Source organism: Paenibacillus sp. IITD108 (assembly GCF_036541265.1).
Taxonomy (GTDB): Bacteria; Bacillota; Bacilli; order Paenibacillales; family Paenibacillaceae; genus Pristimantibacillus.
Map to the genome: position 1 here is coordinate 36,850 of NZ_JAZHCT010000026.1, position 21,281 is coordinate 58,130.

Here is a 21,281-nt window from a genome sequence, read left to right on the forward strand (position 1 = left end):
CATCGATTAACGAAGGACTGTCACCGTTGTTGTCTCGCTTGATGTGATCCCGGCACTATTAGACAATTCGCATCGATATTCATACGTGCCTGCCGGTCTGTCACGGATTGATGTTACAGCGAATTGCGCTTGCGGTGTCCGTTTGGAGAGCGGTTGTGTATCGATCAGAATACCATTTTCGTACAATTGATAAGTTGTCCCGTTCGTACCCCACCACATATTCATGGTAAGGGTGAAGTTCCCGTCTCCATCCCAATTATCATCTGACAACACCGGTTTCCCCGGCGACGCATCGTTGACGCGAACAACCCACTCGTCACTTTGCGTCGTACCGGATGCGTTAGTAAGCTTTGCGACATAACGATATATGCCGTTCGATCTATCGGTTAACGATGTAACCGCCGTCTGGGCATACGGCGGGTTCTCGGACAATAACTGACTATCGATCAAAACATCATTTTCATACAATTGGTACAAAGAACCGTTATTTCCCCACCACATATTCATGGTGATCTCATAATTGCCGTCCAATAATCCTGTATCATGCCCGTTGTTGTCAGACAGAATCGGCTTCTTCGGAGCGGCCTGGCTTGTTATTTCCGCAGCAAGTGGAACTAGCAGCAAATCTCCGAAAGCACTACGGTCTTTGCCCGAGCCGATACCGCCCATATACTCCATCCAACCGCGTCTGCCGGAACCGTCATTATCATTGATGAGCATGGCAAATCCAAAATCCGAGCCCGGAGCTGCCGTCACGCCAACCGGCAATAACGCGTCCCATGGAATCGCCATTTCATAGCTGGTCGTATTGCTGTTGTCGTCTCGTATGACCGAAGCTTGTACGTTGCTCAGGCTTGAAACTCCCGAGGCGGCGGTCCATCTCCAGACAATGACATTGGAGGTGTTAGGGTTCATAGCAATACCGATTTCATTATACCCGAGATTGGATGCCCCCGACTTTCTGCCGGGATCTATAGCGAATTGTATACTGTCTCCTCTCCAGATATTGCCGTCCGTATCGTTTTGAACATGGACATCGTCCTGTACTGCCACTGCAAAATAGAAATAATCATCATCCCATAGAATATAGCCTGTGCCGCTCAGATCGTCGACTCCTCCCCAATCGCCCATTTGGACCTGTGAGGTTTGATTGATCAGGATTGGCATTGTGTCGGACCATTCCCCTTGCGACAGCACCCCGTCGATGATCGGAGCTTCAGCGGCTTGCTTTGCGGCAAGGAAGCTGATTTTCCGATCTACGACAGTGCTCACTCCGCTGTCCAATGTTGTTGCAATTTGCAAATCATATAATCTTGGCTCCGGATTTCCCGGGAATGCGAACGATACGGTTGCCGATTGGTTGGCCGCAGCGGTAAACAACATCTCCTCGCTTCCCTGATTCCATGGCGAGGAACCAACGATTCGTATCTCCCCGGATATGGCCGCGTTCGTATTGTTGTCGATGCCAATACGGACACTCCATTGCTCGCCCTGCGGCGTCTCCTGCAAATGCGGTTCTACGCGGATATGATATGGATCCTGAACCTCTATGTTCTGGGCAAAGTTTCCTTCCACATATATGGGCACTTCCGAAATTGGCAGGGTTATTATGCCATTGCTATTCGCGGTTTCATGGCTGCTATTGCCAAACAAATCATAGGATGTCGCAACGGTAGCGCCGAGATTTAACGCCAGATTTTTGGCATCGCCCTTGCTCCACAGCACAAGCACGTCTTTCTGATCCGAATTGCGGTAAAATCTGTAGGCCTGGACCTGATCGCCAGCGGCATAGGTTTGAACAAACTCCGCTCCTGAAAGCATGTTGGTAAGCCCACGATAAGCCACATAGTTCTCTTTCGCGGACCAAGTCGTACCTTCATGCTCCCCTCTGACCAGACCGAAATGACCTTCAAGACTTGTCGGCGGTTTAGGGTCATTCTTAAAATCATACCAGAAAACCTTATCTGCAAGGCCGCTGCTAAGTGCTAGAGTATACGTCTTAACGACATTAGCTCCCGACATTAGCTCGCTTACGCCTCTGGTCAAACTTTCACTGGTTGGCCAGCCTATCTCGGTCACCCATATCGGCTTGGCAGGGCCATAGGCCAGAAACAGATTCTTTATCGACTGCAAGCTGGCTACGAATCCTCCGTCATCCGGGTTGATCGGATAGGTATAGGGATGAATGGATACGGCATCCATATCATCATATCCGCCTGCCGACAATACTCTGCTAATCCATCCTGCATCCGCCCCCGACGTGGCGCCGCCTATGACTACCGCATCGGGATTGACCGCCTTGATAGCGGCATATGCCGCTTTAAGCACTTTGGCATACGCCTCCGGCGAAAGGCGATCCGGGTTGCCTCCTCCGATATTCCATTCATTCCATATTTCAAAGTGGTCCACCCTGCCCAGAAAGTGTTCTGCCAGCTCGCCTGCATAACGGGCATAGGCTGCAATTCCTTCATCAGTATAAGGCGCCTTTCCATCATCGTAAAACGGATTGCCATAATCGACAATAAACAAAGGACTGATGCCTTTGGACAATGCAGTGTCTACAAACATATCCCAAGCAGGCGGAATGCTGATCTGCCCCTTCACCGTTTCGGCAACTGTCCATCTTGCATCATCCCTAATCCATTGGATTCCTGTCTGTGCGATCTGGGTAAGATAGGTGTCGACATAATTGACATCGGTTTTGTTAAGAAGATGAATCGCAGTACCGAATACACTGCCCGGCGTGCTTTCGCCCGGTGCCGGCGCCCTGCTGAACGGGAAGCTCTCCTGCTCGTTAATATTGCCATTGTCTCCTGTTGCCGTTACCTCCAAAGTATATACGCCGTAACGTTCAATAGCCGAGAAGTCCAGCTCTTGATTCGCTACCCCGCGCATGCCGACATCCGTATCAAAGCTTCCGGTTATGATCAAGTTATCTTCGGAATCTTTTACACCGTAATCCACTTGAACCTGTTTGCTCCGGTTTGTGGAGTTTTTCAGCGACAGACTTAATATCGTCGGTTCATTAGCCGAAAAAATATTTCCCGTTGGTCCATCGACACCAATAACGAAGTCCTTTGGCTTGAATACAATGTCGTCAAACCAAACATCGCCGCCCGAATTACCGTCCAGCCTGACATATAGGCGGATATAGGCCGCCCCAACCGCAAATCGGCTTAGCTCTGTCGTATACTCCGTCCATTCCTGACTGCCTCCTGTCTGAATCAGCTTCATCGTATCGTGCCAGCCCAGTGAATTCATATTGGCATCAATCACTAAAGCGTTTACACTTACGGCATCCGTAACCGATATGCCGGATGTTTTGATCCAGCTCGACAGCGTATACACTTCATTCGATTGTATAGGAATCAACGCGCTTCCCCAATACTGTGTCGTCGTGGCCGCCGTCATCCTCGCGCTCTGGTTGCCATTTCGTTTAACGGTTGTATCTAGACTTCCCCCTTCTCTCGGCGACCACAACCCGAACTCAAAGCCGCTGTTGACCAGCATATTGTCGGATACCTTCAACTCCACGTCATCAAACCATACGGAACCGCTCACATTGCCATCCAACCTGACATATATGCGGATATAGGACGTCCCGGCTGCAAATTGGCTTAGCTCCGTCGTATATTCCGTCCAATCTTGACTGCCTCCGGTCCGGATCAGCTTCATCGTATTGTACCAGCCTATTGCATTCATGTTGGCATCAACCATTAAAGCGTTTACACTTGCTGCATCAGAAACGGAGATGCCGGATGTCTTGATCCAGGCCGACAGCTCATAGATACTGTTCGATTCTACAGGTATCAATGCGCTTCCCAGATACTGTGTCGTCGCAGTCGCAGTCATACTCGCGCTTTGGTTTCCGCTATGTTTAACCGTAGTATCCAAGCTTCCTCCCGCTCTGGTTGACCATAGACCTGTCTCAAAACCTCCGTTGGTAATGAGGTTGTCGATGGAATCGATTGATTCTGTCCCATTCAACGCAACCGCTTGCGTAGTCTCGGAAAAACCGACAGGAATTACAGTCTGAAATAACAAGAAGATAACCATAAACAAAGCTAAACGAATCGTTCTTGCATTTTCATTCCGCTTACTCGTCGACATCATGTATGCCCCTTTCAGTTATCGTTATTGAGGGAGAGACAGAACCTCTGCCTTTCTTGAAATCTATTCATGAAAGTCGAGGCCTGTCTCGCTTGGATGACCATCTCTACACCTTATTTAAAAGTTGGCTTTGTTCGCTTCGTACCATTCCTGCGCCTTGGCTTCTACCGCTTCTCCGCCCAGTCGCTTCCATTCCTTGCGAATTTCCTCCAGTCCCCATGCCGCCGTATACTGGCTGCCCTGCATCGTCACTTTGGCGCGAACCTCTTCGATAAAAGGTTTCAGCGCCGTCTGAATATCGTTCAGCTCCATAAAGTTTGGCTGATACGGAATATCCCGACGGAACTTGTTTTTGGTCGCCATCTCCAATCCCTGCTGACTCAATGCCGCCAGCTTCTGGGAGATCTCGTCAGAAGCCGCCTTCACGAGCAGATCTTCAGGGGAAAACTTTGCATCCCGCACAACTGCATATTCACCCGCGTATGACACTTCCTTCTTGTACTTCTCTGCATCCAGCATTTGAGCCACTCCGTTGACATCCTTATAATGAACACCTTCTTCACCGTTCACCAACGTCTTCCATCCCTCTTCTACCATCCAGTCTAAATATTCCACTGCGGCCTTCGGATTTTTCATTTCCTTATTGAAGGCTACGAAAATATTCGGCGGCGTTTCTTGATACAGACCGAATTTACCGTTTTTGGTGGATACCGGCTCAAGCGGCACCGGATTTGCTTCCGGTTCGTTCTTCAGCATATTCCGGATATGGTTCTCCATCGCGCTGCCGCCCCAACTGCCGGCGAAGATGCCCGCTTTGCCCGTCGTCCACAGTTGGATAGCCCTTTGGAAGTTTTTGTCCGTCAAATATTCCTTGTCCACCAGCCCTGCTTCGTACAATTGCTTCTCCAGATCCATCGCATCCCCGAAGCGGTCAAGTGTGGCCCCGTACTTCATGCTGCCGTCCTCAAGGTACCATTGATTGCTGATTGCCGCGTTCATCGCTGCATAACTATCAAAAACCGTACTGCCTACCAGCGCCGTAGTATCGTCCTGATTGTTGCCATCCGGATCCTGCTCCTTGAACGCCCTCGCCACTTCGATCAATTCCTCCATCGTTGTTGGCGTCTTGAGGCCCAGCTTGTCCAGCCAATCTTGCCGGATCCACAGACCATGATTGGCGATGCCATCTATCGTCCGAGCAGTCGCGACCGTATACATTTGACCATCGAAGGTCAGGTAAGGCAACAACTCGGGATGCTCCTGCAAATATTTTTTGTAGGATGTGCTGTATTGCTCAATATAAGCGTCAATCGGCTGCAGCGCGCCTTGAGTAATCAGCTTGCCGATGTAGGCCCGATCGTATTCCCAGATCAGATCCGGCGCCTGATTCGAAGCAATAAGCACATTCAGCTTGTCCTGAGCCTGGTTGCGGGGCACAGGCACCATCGTCACGTCAATCCCGGACTGTTCCCGGATCCATTTCACCCATCGATTGTTTTCATAAGTCCCTTCGTCACTGGATACAGCCCCCCGGTCAAACGCGGAGATGCTAACCGCTTTCGGCAGATCGGCATACGGATCCGCAATCGCCGTTGCCGTTGCAGACGCTTCAACCCCTGGCGATGCAGAAGGCGATGCGGAGGGGCTGTTCGCTCCTTTCCCCGAACATCCTGCCAATGCCGTTCCCGCCAGCATACATAAGGCAGCTGTTAAAACAACCCACTTTTTTTGTTGACTGATTTTCATGCATAGACCTCCTAAATAAATTATATATATCAAGACCGCTTGGCAGTCTACGATATCAACCTTTGACGGAGCCTAACAAAACTCCCTTTACAAAATACTTCTGCAAGAAGGGATATACACACAGAATGGGTATAATCGAAAACACAATAGCTGCCGCGCGGATCCCCTCCGGCGTCAAGGTCTGTTCGGTGACCCCCTCCCCGCTCCGTAGCATCTCGGGGCTGACCAAGTCAATCATCTGATAGAGCTTCACCATCAAAGACATCTTGTCGGTGCTTCGGATGTAAATCAGTACATTCATGTAAGAGTTCCACCAGCCCACGGCATAGAATAGGGTCAGCGCCGCGATCACCGGCATAGACAACGGGATAATAATCTTCAGCAGCAGCACCCATTCATTAGCGCCATCGATAGATGCCGACTCCTCCAGTTCAGCCGGAATTCCCTCGAAAAAGGATTTCATGACGAACATGTTATAGACGCTAATCAAAGCGGGTAACCAGATCGCCCAATAGGTATTTACCAGTCCCAGACTGTTGATGAGCAAGAAATGAGGAATCATCCCGCCGCCGAATAACATGGTGAACAGCACGGCCTGCAGCATGATGTTTCTACCCCGAAGTCTGGATTTGGACAACGGGTACGCAGCCAGAATGGTAAACACCATATTCAACAGAGTGCCCACAACCGTTATTAGAACCGTATTTTTCATAGCTACGACCAATTGTCCGTCGTCAATCAGATTGCGGTAAGCATCCCAATTAAATTCGATAGGCCACAAGAATACCTCCCCTGCCGAGATCGCTCTGCTGTCGCTGAAGGAGACCGCAATAATATTAAGGAAAGGAAATACAGTTGCAGCGGCGCATAACGCCAAAAAGATGTAGTTGAACCCACGGAAAAGGCTCTCTGAGCTAAAATATTTTGTCCTCACGTGACAATCATCCCCTTTCTTTCTGATCGGTCTACCATAACCCTCGTTCGCCCATGATCTTAATTAGCTTGTTCACGCTGACGATCAAGATCAATGCAGCAATCGACTGGAACAAACCAAGAGCTGTGGTATAGCTGTATTGGAGATTCTCAATGCCGCGAGTATACACAAAAGTGCTGATCACTTCGGCCACCTGGGTAACAGCAGGATTCTTCATCGTAAATACTTGCTCAAAGCCTACATCCATGATTCGCCCCACCTGAAGGATCAGAATAATCGCTGCGGTGCTGCGAATCCCGGGCAAAGTCACATGCCAGATCTGCCGAAGCTTATTGGCTCCGTCAATCTTGGCCGCTTCATACAGAGTAGGATCAATCCCCGCCATGGCGGCCATATAGAGGATGGTGCCGAAGCCCGCCTCTTTCCAGATCCCGGAGCCTACGAAGGATATCGGCCACCAGAACGGACTCGCCATAAAATAGATAGGCTCCATGCCAAACAATCCCAGAATCGTATTGACAATACCCGTCGACGGGGACAACATGGCAATAATGATGGTGCCCAGTACCACCCAGGATATAAAGTGGGGGATGTAGAGCAGATTTTGCAGCAACCGCTTGTATCCATTCCAGCGAACTTCATTTAGAAGGATCGCCAGCACAATAGGTACCGGGAAAGCAAATACCAAATTGTACAGATTAAGCAGAAGCGTATTACGCATAACAACATAAAACTCTTTGCTGGAAAACAGCTGACGGAAGTGATCCAGCCCTGCCCAACTGCTTCCTAAGATGCCATCCGTCAGACGGTAGTTCTTGAAGGCAATGATTTCCCCATAGAGGGGCGCATACTTGAATAGCAGAAAATAGAAGGCCACTGGCACAAGCATCAGGTACAAATATTTGTCCCGAATGATATGCTTCTTTAGGCCCCGTTTAGGGACGGCTGCGGCCAAAGAAGCTTCGGCTGGCTGCGGGTGCAGGCTTTCGGAATGTCGCATGGGAATTGCTCCTTTCATGTGATGACCATTTGTTGAATCTGCCCTAACGCTAGCACATGGCAAAGGAGCCGCGAAATCGCTACAATTTTATCCGTAAACGATTTTTGCTCTTTTTTAATCTTTATTTTTTGCGGAAGTCTTTATTATTTGAGGAAAATAGGTTTTTGAGGCGCGGATACTGACCCGGCGATGTGAACATCAAATAGCCCCCGACTAGCGATGGGAGCGGACTTCAAGTATGCTGTTGCTAGCTCTTCTTCATGCGGCAACTGCTCGAAAAGATGCATCAAGTATTTATAGAAACGCAACTTCAACAATGGATGGCCGGTTTGCTGGTTCCATCAAGGATTACCTGCTGTACTCACGTCTCATAACATTCCGCCGACCTGCAGCAGGTGTCTTTCAATCATTCAACCCTTACTCATTTTAATGAGTTCAATATGTCTACACACTGGTAGGAGACTGTCCCACTGCTAATACAAGTTGAAATTATTAACAACATACGAGAGGCGAAATTGTTGTATGAAATGCAGGAACTTGATGGGATTCTGAACTTTACGGTGGAACTGATCATTTTGGCTGCTTGTTCCGTCAAAAAAACGAAAAGCCATCCCAAGCAGCTAACAAACAGCTGCTTTTGAGAGACGGCTTTAAGCTAAAACCCTACTTTTTTTTCCCTTTGTTGCTTTTTTTGTCCGACGTTCGAGTTGTTGTATTTTGGACACCATGTCCTTGCTGTTTAGACAATCCAGTTCCCCCCTTTGTAGGTGATTGGTCATAGTATACACACTTTACACCTCAATAATGTTCGGTAGGAGCAGGCGCTGACTTATTTGGTGAAAGTAGTCTTCTTGCCCAACTAGACTCATTTCCAGAGAGACGTGATCCGGTGGAAACATGTTGCAAATTTTGCGGCCTGAAAAGAACCTATTTTCATGAGCTGTTCCTTCGTGAAACAGGTATGACGCCAAAGTCATACCAACATAAGTTGCTGATGAAACGAGCCTCTCAACTTCTGCGGGAGAGCAATCTCGCCGTGACCGCGATCGCTGATAAACTCGGCTATCTGACCTTCGATCCGTTCACCCAGCATTTCAGCGGGTGAGTCCGAAGCAGTACCGTTTGAATCCCAAAAGGCTTGAAAAACAAGCCCCTTCCTTGCCTCTTATCGGAAAAACAAAATCACCTATCGGTGACCTAACTTGCTAGCCGACGGTTACTCTTCAGCCGGCTTTCCCTTTCTCACCAAGTCTCCGTTACATTCCGGACAGACAAACACAGGGCTCTCCCCCGGTTCTAACCCATAAGAACACTCTCCTACAATGAAGTCAGGCACAGGATCTAAGCAACCACAATCTACGCAGACATAATCAATAAACACTTCTTCCTCGTCATCATCAAAGGAGAATATCTCTATCTCTTTTCCCTCTTCACTATGCTGTTCTCTGCCTTTTCTTTTGCCCATTCGTTCGCCCCCCCAGTTCTTCTTATACGCTCGTTCGCTTTCTTCATCATAATAATAAATTCGACCATAATCTGCATGCCAAATCACCACAAGAGCAGCAAGGAGCGGGTTTTTATCACATCAAATGTCCAACATAAAACAACTCGTTAGAGATAACAGGTTTCGTTTATATCCTGTTCCCCTGAACCATTGTGCTTTTTCTGAGCGTTTACTTTTCCCCATCCCTTATGTCTAGTAGTAGAATATACATTTCCATTTTTCGAAAATTCAGAGTGAGATCAACTGCCCAACCTATTCCTGCAGCAGGATTAAAGTTGTTATAACCAGTTTGAGTTACCCTCCGCTAGTAGCACTTACAACTCCTCGTGCACTTTCTGCAACCGCTGTGTATGCATATTTTGATGTGTGAGTTAAAGGTTCCCAACCCCCCCCCATGCAACTCCAAATCTATCTGTCATCGTCCAAACAGGTATATAATCCCAATTGTAATATTAGCTTGAGAATGCCAATTTCAAAATCCCCGATCCTCATAAAATCGGGGCACACTTCGTCACATTTACATTTTCAATTGCCAGATTCGCTATTTAACTCATTAAGAACATACCATAATCTTAGCAGTAGCACAGCTGCTTCCGCTCTAGTCGTCGACTCTAACGGACTAAATCGATTGTCTCCACGCCCATTCAATAAACCTCTCGCAACAGCTTCTTGGGTATACCCTTTAGCCCAATGCGGTATATCGGCATCATCGTGGAAGGTTGTGTTTCCTGGTAAGTTCCCCCACTTCATCGCTCTCCCTATCATCGTTACCATCTCTGCTCGACTCACGTTATCCAACGGTCGAAGCGAATGATCCGGGTATCCTTGTAATAGGCCATTCCCCACTGCAATATGAACTGTAGATGTTGCCCAAGCGGGAATTTGATCCTGATCAATAAAGCTATGCCCGGTCAATGAGGAGGCTGATGAAGTCATACCCAATGTTCGAAGCAAGATCGCTGCGAACTCGACTCGTGTGATGCCGCTTTGCGGACTAAACCTCGTTTCCGTATAACCATTTACAATTCCTCGCTCGAAGGCTTCACATATGAATGACTTTGCCCAGTGACCCGTCAAGTCAGAAAATGTGCATCCTGGAGCTTCCGGTGTTGTTGGAGTACCCTCACTGTCCACTACACGATGAATAGTCAGACTATATGTCTTAAGCGTACCGTTCTCTGCTTTCACGACAATCTCGAACACATTGTCCCCTCCTGCGAGAACAACCGTTTTCTCTCCATTTAACCTTTCGCCTTCTAAGGTAACCGTAGCCCATGCACTAGAAGGAGTCGCTTTAATTATTGCTTCACTAGACATTGTTTCAGCCCGATAACTAGTTTTCTCTGCCGAAAATTGTGGCGATAATGCGAGCTCCTCACCATCTATTGTAACGATCAAATTAGAAAGATTGGCGTTGTCAGACTGCCATGATCCAGAACCACTGCTCACTCGTTTCCAAGTCGCATACAGCAGCAGATTACTATTCAATGGTCTCTCATCACCGATCTCATATGGCACACCACTGCCATCAGACTCTGTATTCCACCCTTGGAAGAGATGTCCTGTCCTCGTCCAATTGAAATCCTCTATAGTTACAGACGAGCCGATCCTATAAGACTTGCTTACATACATCCCGCTACCATCGTTTGAATCATTCCCCATGTAAGTTAAGAAGGCTTGCATTCCTGCTAAATAAGGATATCCATAATGATGCTGATCCATTTTCCATATGGTATCGAAGTCCCAGCCATCATAGTTTGCAATATTTTTCATTTGTTCAGAAGTTAAACCTTGACCCTTGTTATCAGATTGCCCTGATAAATCCATATCATAATAACTGTTCGTGATGATTCCAGAGCTGCCATCACCCACTAAGCCGCCTACTTCAGATATATTTCCTATTATTGAACCTATCGCAAAACTATTTTCAATTGTTCCTGATCTATTATCCCCAACAAGACCCCCGATTGAATTAGAGCCTGGATTGCATATACCTGTTACATTACCTGTGGCGTAACTATTGGACACTTTTCCGTCATCAGTGTCACCCACTAAACCTCCGATATCATCACAACCAGCCACAGTCCCGGTTGCAAAAGAAAAAGATAGGTCACCGTCCCTGTTTCCTCCGATTAAACCACCTGCATCTACACTACCTGTGACATTCCCTGTAGCATAGCTGGAGATGACGTGGCTCTTTACCAATTCACCGATCAAGCCACCCGTGTTTTTAAGACCACTTACTTCGCCTGTCGCATAACTTAGGGAAACGTCACCATTTTGGAAGCTGCCCACGAGACCCCCTTCATTACGATTGGCAGTGACACTCCCCATTGCGTAGCTTTCAGTGATCGTACCTGTTATATATTGACCAACCAAACCGCCGACATTTTTATCGCCCTGAACATCTCCTGATGCAGAGTTGTGTGATACGATACTTTCCAGAGCATGCCCAATTAAACCTCCAACATAGTCGCCCTCTCCTAGGACTGACCCTGCTGCAATGCTGTTGGAAATGTTGCTTTTATCAGAATCACCTATTAAACCGCCGACATAATTACCCCCATACACCGCTCCCGACACACTAACATTATTTATTAGACCCATATGACTTCCAACGAGTATACCCACATAATCCAAGCCCCTGACTTCAACTGCAACAATGACCAAATTTTCGATACGTCCTTCAGTGAGTACATTAGCAAACAAACCCACATTGTTCGAACTTTTATCAATTTTTAAATTGCTAATTGTATTGCCTCTGCCATCCAAGCTGCCTGAAAAATTAATGATTGGCTCCCATGCGATCGTTGAAGCATCAGTACTTAAATCAATATTATTAATTAGAACAAAATGACTTGTCGGATGATTTCTTATCTCGTTTAATTGTTCTGCTGTCGCAATCTGAAACGGTTCATCCTCCGAACCATCACCGCCCACAAAACTGACCGCTGCATGTACGCTCCCTACTGACGATAACCATCCCGGGTAAGGTACGGATAACAACATACAAATGACTAAAACCAAAACACCTTGTTTTTTCCACTGATTCATAATTCTCCTCCTAGTGCAATAATGCCGCCTATTTTTCAGCGACATCATAACATGGGCCAATGAAAGAATAATGAAAGATTAAATACACGCTGTTCTTTTTCTAACCCTTCTCCTTTTTAATCTGTTTTTCATATACTCTATCGCCTTCATATGTTAACGTTGATGCATATTTATATTAATAATCTGTATCATGGATTTAACACGATGATGCTAGTAAAATATAGTAGAATAAGAGGCGCTGCCGCCTGTTTGAAAATAGGTGAAGCTCTCATATTGAAAGGAATCGGATTTGTGAAAAATAGAAAGACGCTCACTCTAATTATGATCGCTATCACTCTTTTAACAACTTACTTTGTCCTTCACTCCTTTCGTGTATTCGACTCCAATACATTCGTAGCGAAAAATGGTGTTCTTTCATTGCAGCATTGGGATTGGCAAGATGAAAAAACGATTGCGCTTGATGGAGAATGGAGCTTCTATCCTGATGAATTAATTGTGCCAAGCCCGGATGAGGATATCTTTGAACGTTATAAGAACAAACGCCAATCCATACCAGTACCTGCAGCGTGGGATCGCCATAGAGCTGAGAGCACTACTCCTTATGGGACAGGTACGTATCGCTTGCTTATTCATGTGCCGGAGGATGACCTTTACGGAATAAAGCTGAATACGATTCGAAATGCCAGTAAAGTGTATATTAACGGGGAGGAGCTTGGCTCAGCAGGCGTTCCTTCAAAAAGCACCGAAGAATATCGCTTTGATTTCAAAAAATATGTCGTTCTTGGAAACAGTAGTGAAAAACAAATAGAACTTGTTATACTAGTTGCCAATTATGACTATGCTGTCGGCGGGATTGTCAGTTCGCTCCAATTCGGTCCAGCCGATCAAATATTAGCAAAACAAAGCCGTGAAAAATTCATTGAAGCCTTTCTTATTTCCGGCTATTTTCTGTTTTCATTTATATACTTTACGATATATTTGCAACACAAACGGAAATTCCGGTATGAGCTCTATTTCAGTCTATTCAGTTTAGCGCAAGCTGTACATATATCTGCGATAAATGAGAGATGGAGCTACTTGCTATTTCCGGAACTCAGTCCAGCCTCACAACTAGTCATTCAAGCCGTTTCACTTACGCTTTTCGTATTATTTTTTCTACTATTTGTTTATCATTTCTTCAACATGTCTGCCAGCAAAAGGATCGTCACTGCATTAAGTGCAATCTTAGGATTTCAAGTCTTGGCAATATGTGTATTAAACATGACCATTGATCTAATGGCAAAGGTTCCACTTCCGTTCACTCAACTCATTATTTCAGGGACTACCGCTATTAGTTATGTGTATATTTTTATTATGCTTCTAAAAGCCTATAAACAAAAAACAGATGAATCGGACTATGTACTGGTCGTTGTTTTTGCTTTTGCTGTTTATGGTATTCTACTTGCAATTGTCCTGTTTTTTGAAGTGGATATCGAAGTGCCGTCACTTCTTTTATTTTTAATTATGGTAATGAGCTTGGCGCTGCTAATGAGTCACCGTTCACAGCAGGCATATAATAAAGTAGAGGAACTGTCTAATGAATTGCTTGAATTTGACCGCATGAAAGATGATTTTCTAGTCAAAACATCACACGAGCTCGGCACTCCGCTCCACGGTATTATGAATCTTTCTCAATCTCTGCTGGAAGGTGTAGAGGGGCCTTTAAAAAGAAAACAGCAAGAAAGTGTTATTTTGATACACTCGGTTAGTGCAAGATTGGCAGGTTTGGTTAAGGATCTTACATTTATTTCTAAAATAAAGCAAGGTGAAGTGTCTTTTACATCCAGACCGATCGAAATTCAAATTATTGAGGAAGTGCTCGCTGAGATTGCCTATGTTATGCCGCCCGCTCTGCCTGTTCAATTGATCAATACGATCCCAAAAAATTTGCCGCTTGTCTACGCCGATGAGCAAAAGCTAAAGCAAGTTTTCTTCAATCTGATCTACAATGCGATTAAATTCACCAAGCAGGGAACGATCACGATCTCAGCTCAAATTATAGAGGAACAGATGCACATATCGGTTGAGGATACGGGTCCGGGTATTGCTCCAGATTACCAAGAACTCATATTTACTACCTTTTATCAAGTTGAAAGCAGCCGGACTAGAAATTCAGAAGGACTTGGTCTGGGATTAAGCATTACCAAGAAAATTGTGGAGAGTGCAGGCGGGCGTATTTGGGTAACTTCTGAAATAGGTAAAGGCTCATGCTTCACCTTCACGATCCCGCTGGCTACTAATCAGCAGCTATTGCAGCATAATGTAATAAACAATCACGAAATGAACGAACAAGTTACGTCTGACCCAATGAAAAATCAGGAAATGAAGCAGTCGCAGGTTATTCTGCCAACAAAAGTGAAAGGACCAAAACCGTATACGATATTAGTTGTAGATGACGAGCCTGCCAACTTGAAGGTGCTTATTAATTTGCTTCATTCGCTTCATTATAGCGTAATTGCAGTAGGCAGCGGACAAGAAGCACTCGACATCATCGAAACGGAAAAGGTGGATCTATTAATTTTAGATTTAATGATGCCCCATATGACGGGATATGAGGTTTGCAAAATGGTCAGACAGAAGCAAGACTTAGTAGATTTGCCTGTCATCATATTAACAGCAGCGGGACAATTGTCTGACTTAGTTGTATCCTTTCAATTAGGAGCCAATGATTACTTGCAAAAGCCTGTTAATTTAAAGGAATTAGAGATGCGAATCGAGTCCTTATTATTAATGAAAAAGTCCGCGCAAGATGCTGTGGAGCATGAACTCAGCTACTTTTACGCTCAGATTACACCGCATTTTTTATACAATACACTTAATGCGATTATTGCGCTAAGTTTGTCTGACCAGAAAAAAACCCAAACTGCATTAGAACATCTTTCTACCTATTTCCGAGGAAAGCTGGATTACCAGAAGCAGCGCTCACTCGTCCCTTTGCAGGAAGAATTACAATTGGTGATGGCTTACTTAGCGATAGAGCAATTGCGCTTCCAGGAAAGGCTTCATATCGAATATAATATCGACGAGACGATTAAAACCTATATCCCGGCAATGACACTGCAGCCGCTAGTGGAAAATGCTGTTACTCACGGAATAATCAAAAATCAAAAAGGCGGAACGCTGCGTCTTACTATTGAGCGGGAACAGCAGCATATCAAAATCACGATAGAGGATAACGGTGTCGGGATTCCTCTAGAAAAGCAGCAAGAGCTAATGCGCGGTCGAAATGAGCGATTGGGCTTCACAAATCCGTTTAGAAAGCTTTCACTTATTAAAGGAGCTCGTTTTCAATTGAACAGTGAAGTGGGCAAAGGGACAACGATCATCATTCATCTGCTTGATATGAAAGACTGTTACGACCGTAGTGAAGCAAGTCCACATGAAAGACAGGCGTAAAGTCGCTGACATCGAGTGAGTTCGACCCAACTGTCCAAAAGCAATTTTTTTGAATAGCCCCTTCCGCCAAAACGGTTGGCTTCAACCTCTCATCTGGCTTACTCGACTTGCACTTCCAAATATAAAAGCCCGAACGCATGCAACGTTTGGGCTTTCAAGCAGGTAAATGCGGCTCTTGAATGCTATTCTCTTACAAGCGACACACAGCACTCCGCATGTGTCGACTTGAGAAGCGTCTGCCCCTTTGCCATTCCCCGCATAAATTACCTCGTTTCTTTCTGAAATAACGACAAAAAAGGGGGAACCTATCGATTATCTTTGTATTCCAACATTCTGAGCAGCATGACGACCGCTTCCGCCCGCGTAGCCGTATCGTTTGGTGTGAAATAGTTGTTTCCTCGGCCGCTGACAATGCCAAGCTTGCGAATCGCTTCCACTGCGCCTTTCGCCCATTTCGGAATGTCTCTGTTATCGGCGAAGCCGGTTGGCACATCGTACTCAAGAGACAGCTTTAGCGCTTTGGCAATCATCAACGCCATCTCCGTGCGGGTAATCCGCGCATCCGGCCGGAAGCTGCCGTCCTCGTACCCACTGACGATCTCTTCCTGTACAGCGAGTGCAACCGCTCGTTTGGCCCAGGCGCCGATCTTATCCCGGTCCTTGAAGGGAAGCGCCTTACCCGTTCCGTCCAGTTTCAGCGCTCCTGCCAACATGACCGTAAATTCAGCACGGGTAACCGGGTTGTTCGGTTTGAAAGTACCGTCCGGATAACCGCTCACCAGTTTTTGAGCTACCGCGCGAATGATGAAGTCCTCACTCCAGTGACCAGCAATATCTGTGAATGATAGAGAGGGCTGTTTCGGTGTTTCTCCGTCACCATCCATATTCTCAGTAACCGCCAGAACGGCAAATTTAGTAAAATGGTCAACCTCGACCGTGATCCATTCGCAGTCAATCATGCCGCCGACTTCCATCCACGTTTTCTTGTTCTCGTCATAGTAGAAGATGGCGACTTTGTCGTTTTGGCCGACTTTGATTGGATCGAACTTGATGGAAAGTGTGACCGGCTTCTTGAAGTTGCCGCTGAAATTTTTCAAGACCTCGTATACGTGGCTCCGGAATGTTCCCTGGTCTGTCAAAAAGTCGGACGTGTCGCTCAGCTTTTCAATCGTAATGCGCAGTTCTTGTTCTGCTGCCCCGTCAGGGATATCAATTATGATCTCGCCGTCCAGACTAACTTTTCCGGAGCTTCCAACCGGAATGGCGATAATGCCGTTAGTTGAAGTCACATGGTTGGGGGTGCTAGCACCCCTGCCACCTCCACCACCAGAACCACCGTTCCCCCCAGATGTTCGCGGGGTCGCTGTTGCCACATTGGAGAAGTCACTGTCGTTTCCTGCAACGAAAGCCTTAACCGCAAACGTATAGCTCGTTCCGTTCGTTAAGCCAGTGGCGGTGAACGTTGTCCCCATTACATTCGTTTGAACAGGAACCCACTCGTTCGGATTTATCGGAGCAGCTGATCCTGCAACTTTGTACACCGTGTAGGTTACAGTATCTGTTGCTGCCACAGCCGTCCAATTCAATGTCACAAAACCATCGCCCGCTGTTACAGTCTGGATCGTGGGAGCCGCTATCGGTACAACTGTGTACTGCTCCGTCAGCACTTCGCTGTCGAGCATACCCGATTTCACAGCCACAGCCTTGAGCATCATCGCACCCGTAATTTCGATCGCTTTCGTATACAGCGTGCTAGCGCTCGTTGGTATAGTGCCATCCGTGGTGTAATAGATCATTGCGCCTTCTGTTGACGACGTTAAGGTGACCTCCGTTCCAGATGCAACCGCTCCGCCTGCTGGATTAGCTAGCGGTTTGGCCACTTGTTCCAAAGGCAAGATCGTATATTGCTCCGTCAGCACTTCGCTGTCAAGCATACCCGGCTTCGCGGCTATAGCCTTGAGCGTCATTGCGCTCGTGATTTCAATCGCTCCCGTATACAGCGTACTAGCACTTGTTGGCGTAGTGCCATCTGTAGTGTAGTAGATTACTGCGCCATCTGTCGTCGACGTTAAGGTGACCTTCGTTCCAGATACAACCTCTCCGCCCGCTGGGGTGGCTAGCGGCTTGACGACCTGCTCCAAAGGCAAGAGCGTGTACTGCTCCGTCAGCACTTCGCTGTCGAGCATACCCGGTTTCACAGCCATAGCCCTGAGCGTCATCGCACCCGTAATTTCAATCGGTCCTGTATACGACGTGCTGGCGCTCGTTGGCGTAGTGCCGTCCGTGGTGTAGTAGATCACGGCTCCGTCCGTCGTTGATGTCAAGGAGACCTTCGTGCCGGATACAACTGCACTGCTCGCTGGATTGGCTAGTGGTTTGGCCACTTGCTCCAGAGGCAAGAGCGTATATTGCTCCGTCAGCACTTCGCTGTCGCGCATACCCGGCTTCGCGGCTATGGCCTTGAGCATCATTCCATCCGTGATTTCAATTGGTCCCTTATACAGCGTGCTAGCGCTTGTGGGCGCAGTGCCATCCGTGGTGTAGTAGATCACGGCTCCGTCCGTCGCTGACGTCAAGGTAACCTTCGTGCCGGATAAAACTGCACCGCTCGCTGGGGTGGCTAGCGGCTTGACGACCTGCTCCAGAGGCAAGATCGTGTACTGCTCCGTCAGCACTTCACTGTCGAGCATCCACAGTTTCGTGGCCACAGCCTTGAGCGTCATCGTACCCGTGATTTCAATCGGTCCCGTATACAGTGTACTAGCGTTCGTTGGCGTAGTGCCATCCGTGGTGTAGTAGATCAACGCTCCTTCTGTCGCCGATGTTAAGGTGATCTTCGTGCCGGATATAACTGCACCACCCGCTGGATTGGCTAGCGGTATAGCAGCTTTATCTTCCACCTCAAAGCTGACTGCCGCATCAGCGGTCTTAAAGTCGTCGACTCCGTCTGTCTTGCCATCATCCTGTACGGTATAAGAAAACTTTGCTGTCCCGACAAATGCCGGATCCAGATCGAACTCTATATGCCCGTTTATGATTTCAACGGTTCCGCCAACAGCGTTCCCAACAGCAACAATGGTTAAGGATTGAAAGGATTCGTTAGCGGGACCCGCGGAATCATTCATGAGTAAATCTGCAAATTCAATAATGATTTTGCCTGCACCTTTCATAACTTTCGGTAACGTATCATCAGTTGCAACCGGCGCATCATTCACGTCGGTTACATGGATGGAGGCCGTGACTGGATTGCTTAGGAGCGTCCCGTCTGCCTTCGGTGCAGCCTGTACTTGAAAAGAAAACGTATCGCCAGCGGCAGAGTTTGCACGGGCCTCAGGTGTAAACTTTAAGCCGGCTCCACCTTCCGCAACGGTTATAAAATCTCCATTCGTGACTTGTGTCGTACCATCATGCTTGTACAACGTTCCTCCAACAATTGCGCTGATCTTATAGTACATCACATCGACGGGATCTGCCGGATCTGGCGTGATGACCAATCCGCTTGCGCTCTGTCTATTTTCTGCGGTAAAAGCGTCGGTAACAGCGGGCGTTTTAGCATTGTCCGGTACCCATTTGGCAAACAAGATGAGATCTTCTTCCTGGATGCTGACTTTACTATTAACCGCGTAATCTTCGCCGCTGCCATCAGAAGCCGTATTCCATCCGTCGAAACGATATCCCGGCTTTGTCAACAATCCTGTATTCCCTAACACCGTTGCCCGTTCCCATCTCTCATACAAATTATTATCGACGGGAACGCTCCCACCCGTATCGTCATTTCCATTGTAAACAACACGATTTTTAAACGGCACAAAATTATAGCCTTTGTATTTCGAATTGTATAGCACAAGCATTTGAGCAGACGAGTGTGCATGTCCATAAATCGTTAATTGGGATCCGACATCCGGGAAGGGTACAAAGTACAAAGCGGTTTTACTTGAAAGAACCCTTACTTCTGATAACTGCAGATTGCCCGTAAATGCATAGTCATCTACTAGGGTCACGCTTTTCGGAATCGTTATCGAAGTTAATTGGTTGTAACCAAATACATACTGGTTTAATTTGGTGATACTATCCGGAATGGATATGGCAGTAATGTTATTTTTATAAAATGCAAACTGACCAATACTTTTAATTCCGTCAGGCAGTGACAAGCTTGTTAGTTTATTATTGTTAAATGCCGAAAAACCAATATCTTGCAAGCTATCAGGCAAATCAATATGACTGATCTGATTGGTATCAAAAGCATAGTTGCCTATTGAAATTAATCCGCTTGGCAGTTTTACCGTTTGAAGATTGTAGCATCGTGCAAAAGCCCATTCCCCTATGCTAGTAACAGTGTCTGGTAGCGTTACTCCAATAATATGAGCATTATCAAAAGCCTTATTTCCAATTTCTGATACTATTTTACCACCCAGTTGATCCGGAACCACCACATGATTATTATCCTTGTACACTTTATATTTCGTAATCGTGACCGTTCCGTCTGTGTTTTCAATCCAATTATAATCCGCTTCGCTTGCATAAACTTCATGTCCAGCCAATAGAACAGTAAAAAAAAGCAGCGCACTAAAGAAAACGAATCGCATGAGCCTCATCATAATGAGTTCCTTACATCCTTTCATAAAATAGTTAATTTTGAAATGAGATTCACTCATTCCTTCATCATCCCTTTTAACAATAAATCGGCGACCTGGGCCGCCAAGCGATCCGCATCACTTAAACCCGGCAATAACCGTGTATCCGCAAGCCGTTCAATCATGCTTACTAAACATTCAGCTGCAAATTCCATTTCCAAGTCGCTTCTAAAATAACCCGCCTGCTGTTCTTTGACCAGATTCCTTGTAATCATTTGAACCATACTCGCTTTAACTTGTGTCCTGTTAGGATCGATGAATAATCCAATTCTCGTTAATTCGGGGTCAGCCGCTAAAAAATCAAAAAGCACTTTTAAATTTGTTTTGATATTCTCGCTAACTTCCCCTATCTCTCTTTCTGGTTCAAGCAAACTGCTATCAACTAATGCCTTCACACGATTATGAAAGATTTCCGTTATTTCTAAAAATATCGCTTCTTTGCTAGGAAAATAGAGATAGAATGCAGGCTGAGTAAGACCGGCTACGGCAACAATATCGCTGATTCTAACGTCATGATATCCCCTTCTGGCAAACTCAGATACAGCTACTGCAAGCAACCGAGCTTTACTCGCTTTTCCTTTGTCCTTCATCAAGGCTGACATATCCAGTCTCCTTTCAAATAACTTACTATAGAATAACATTACTATAAAGTAACTTATTTGAAAAGCACCTTAATCCCTACAATACAAAAACGCCACCGACAGTTTTACGTTAATTGTTGACTTTAGTATCCTGCAGCAACTCAGCATAACAACGAGTTCCAAAAAAACTTTCGAAGTAGTTATTGTAAGCCATACAGAAATTCAGATATACTTTGTAAAAAATGTGTAAAGATCACGTGCAGCTAATGACAAGTCGGGGGCA

The 21,281-nt window shown here is 46.4% G+C and carries 10 protein-coding genes; 2 read left to right on the forward strand and 8 right to left on the reverse strand.

The features are described 5' to 3' along the window. Nucleotides 1-6 precede the first annotated feature (6 nt). The 4 genes from V1L65_RS20590 to V1L65_RS20605 form a co-directional block, all read right to left on the reverse strand. Complete coding sequence (locus V1L65_RS20590) at nucleotides 7-4,113, reverse strand: sugar-binding protein (RefSeq protein ID WP_331701132.1); 4,107 nt, start codon at nucleotides 4,111-4,113, stop codon at nucleotides 7-9. A gap of 114 nt (nucleotides 4,114-4,227) precedes the next feature. Then, nucleotides 4,228-5,856, reverse strand: a complete 1,629-nt coding sequence (locus V1L65_RS20595; protein WP_331701133.1) for an extracellular solute-binding protein — start codon at nucleotides 5,854-5,856, stop codon at nucleotides 4,228-4,230. A gap of 55 nt (nucleotides 5,857-5,911) precedes the next feature. Further along, nucleotides 5,912-6,790: a carbohydrate ABC transporter permease gene (locus tag V1L65_RS20600; RefSeq protein WP_331701134.1), complete on the reverse strand. Its 879-nt coding sequence runs from the start codon at nucleotides 6,788-6,790 to the stop codon at nucleotides 5,912-5,914. Nucleotides 6,791-6,821: 31 nt separating this feature from the next. Next, nucleotides 6,822-7,790: an ABC transporter permease gene (locus V1L65_RS20605; protein ID WP_331701135.1), complete on the reverse strand. Its 969-nt coding sequence runs from the start codon at nucleotides 7,788-7,790 to the stop codon at nucleotides 6,822-6,824. A gap of 961 nt (nucleotides 7,791-8,751) precedes the next feature. Here V1L65_RS20605 and V1L65_RS20610 point away from each other — a divergent pair. Further along, on the forward strand, nucleotides 8,752-8,895 hold the full coding sequence (locus tag V1L65_RS20610; protein WP_331701136.1) for a hypothetical protein: 144 nt from the start codon (nucleotides 8,752-8,754) through the stop codon (nucleotides 8,893-8,895). Between the two features lie 111 nt (nucleotides 8,896-9,006). Here V1L65_RS20610 and V1L65_RS20615 read toward each other — a convergent pair whose 3' ends face one another. Together V1L65_RS20615 and V1L65_RS20620 are read right to left on the reverse strand one after the other, a co-directional pair. After that, nucleotides 9,007-9,255: a hypothetical protein gene (locus V1L65_RS20615; protein ID WP_331701137.1), complete on the reverse strand. Its 249-nt coding sequence runs from the start codon at nucleotides 9,253-9,255 to the stop codon at nucleotides 9,007-9,009. Nucleotides 9,256-9,819: 564 nt separating this feature from the next. Then, complete coding sequence (locus tag V1L65_RS20620) at nucleotides 9,820-12,348, reverse strand: S-layer homology domain-containing protein (RefSeq protein WP_331701139.1); 2,529 nt, start codon at nucleotides 12,346-12,348, stop codon at nucleotides 9,820-9,822. Nucleotides 12,349-12,552: 204 nt separating this feature from the next. Between V1L65_RS20620 and V1L65_RS20625 the strand changes: the two genes are divergently transcribed. After that, the gene (locus tag V1L65_RS20625) at nucleotides 12,553-15,783 is read left to right on the forward strand and encodes an ATP-binding protein (RefSeq protein WP_331701140.1); all 3,231 of its coding nucleotides are present in this window, start codon (nucleotides 12,553-12,555) and stop codon (nucleotides 15,781-15,783) included. Nucleotides 15,784-16,088: 305 nt separating this feature from the next. On the opposite strand, the gene V1L65_RS20630 is transcribed toward V1L65_RS20625, so the two are convergent. Beyond that, entirely contained in the window at nucleotides 16,089-20,438 is a 4,350-nt protein-coding gene (locus V1L65_RS20630) for a chitobiase/beta-hexosaminidase C-terminal domain-containing protein (RefSeq protein WP_331701141.1), read from the reverse strand. Then, a complete protein-coding gene (locus tag V1L65_RS20635; protein ID WP_331701142.1) occupies nucleotides 20,435-21,007 on the reverse strand; it encodes a TetR/AcrR family transcriptional regulator in 573 nt (190 codons plus the stop codon). The genes V1L65_RS20630 and V1L65_RS20635 overlap by 4 nt, the downstream gene beginning before the upstream one ends. Nucleotides 21,008-21,281: the final 274 nt, after the last annotated feature.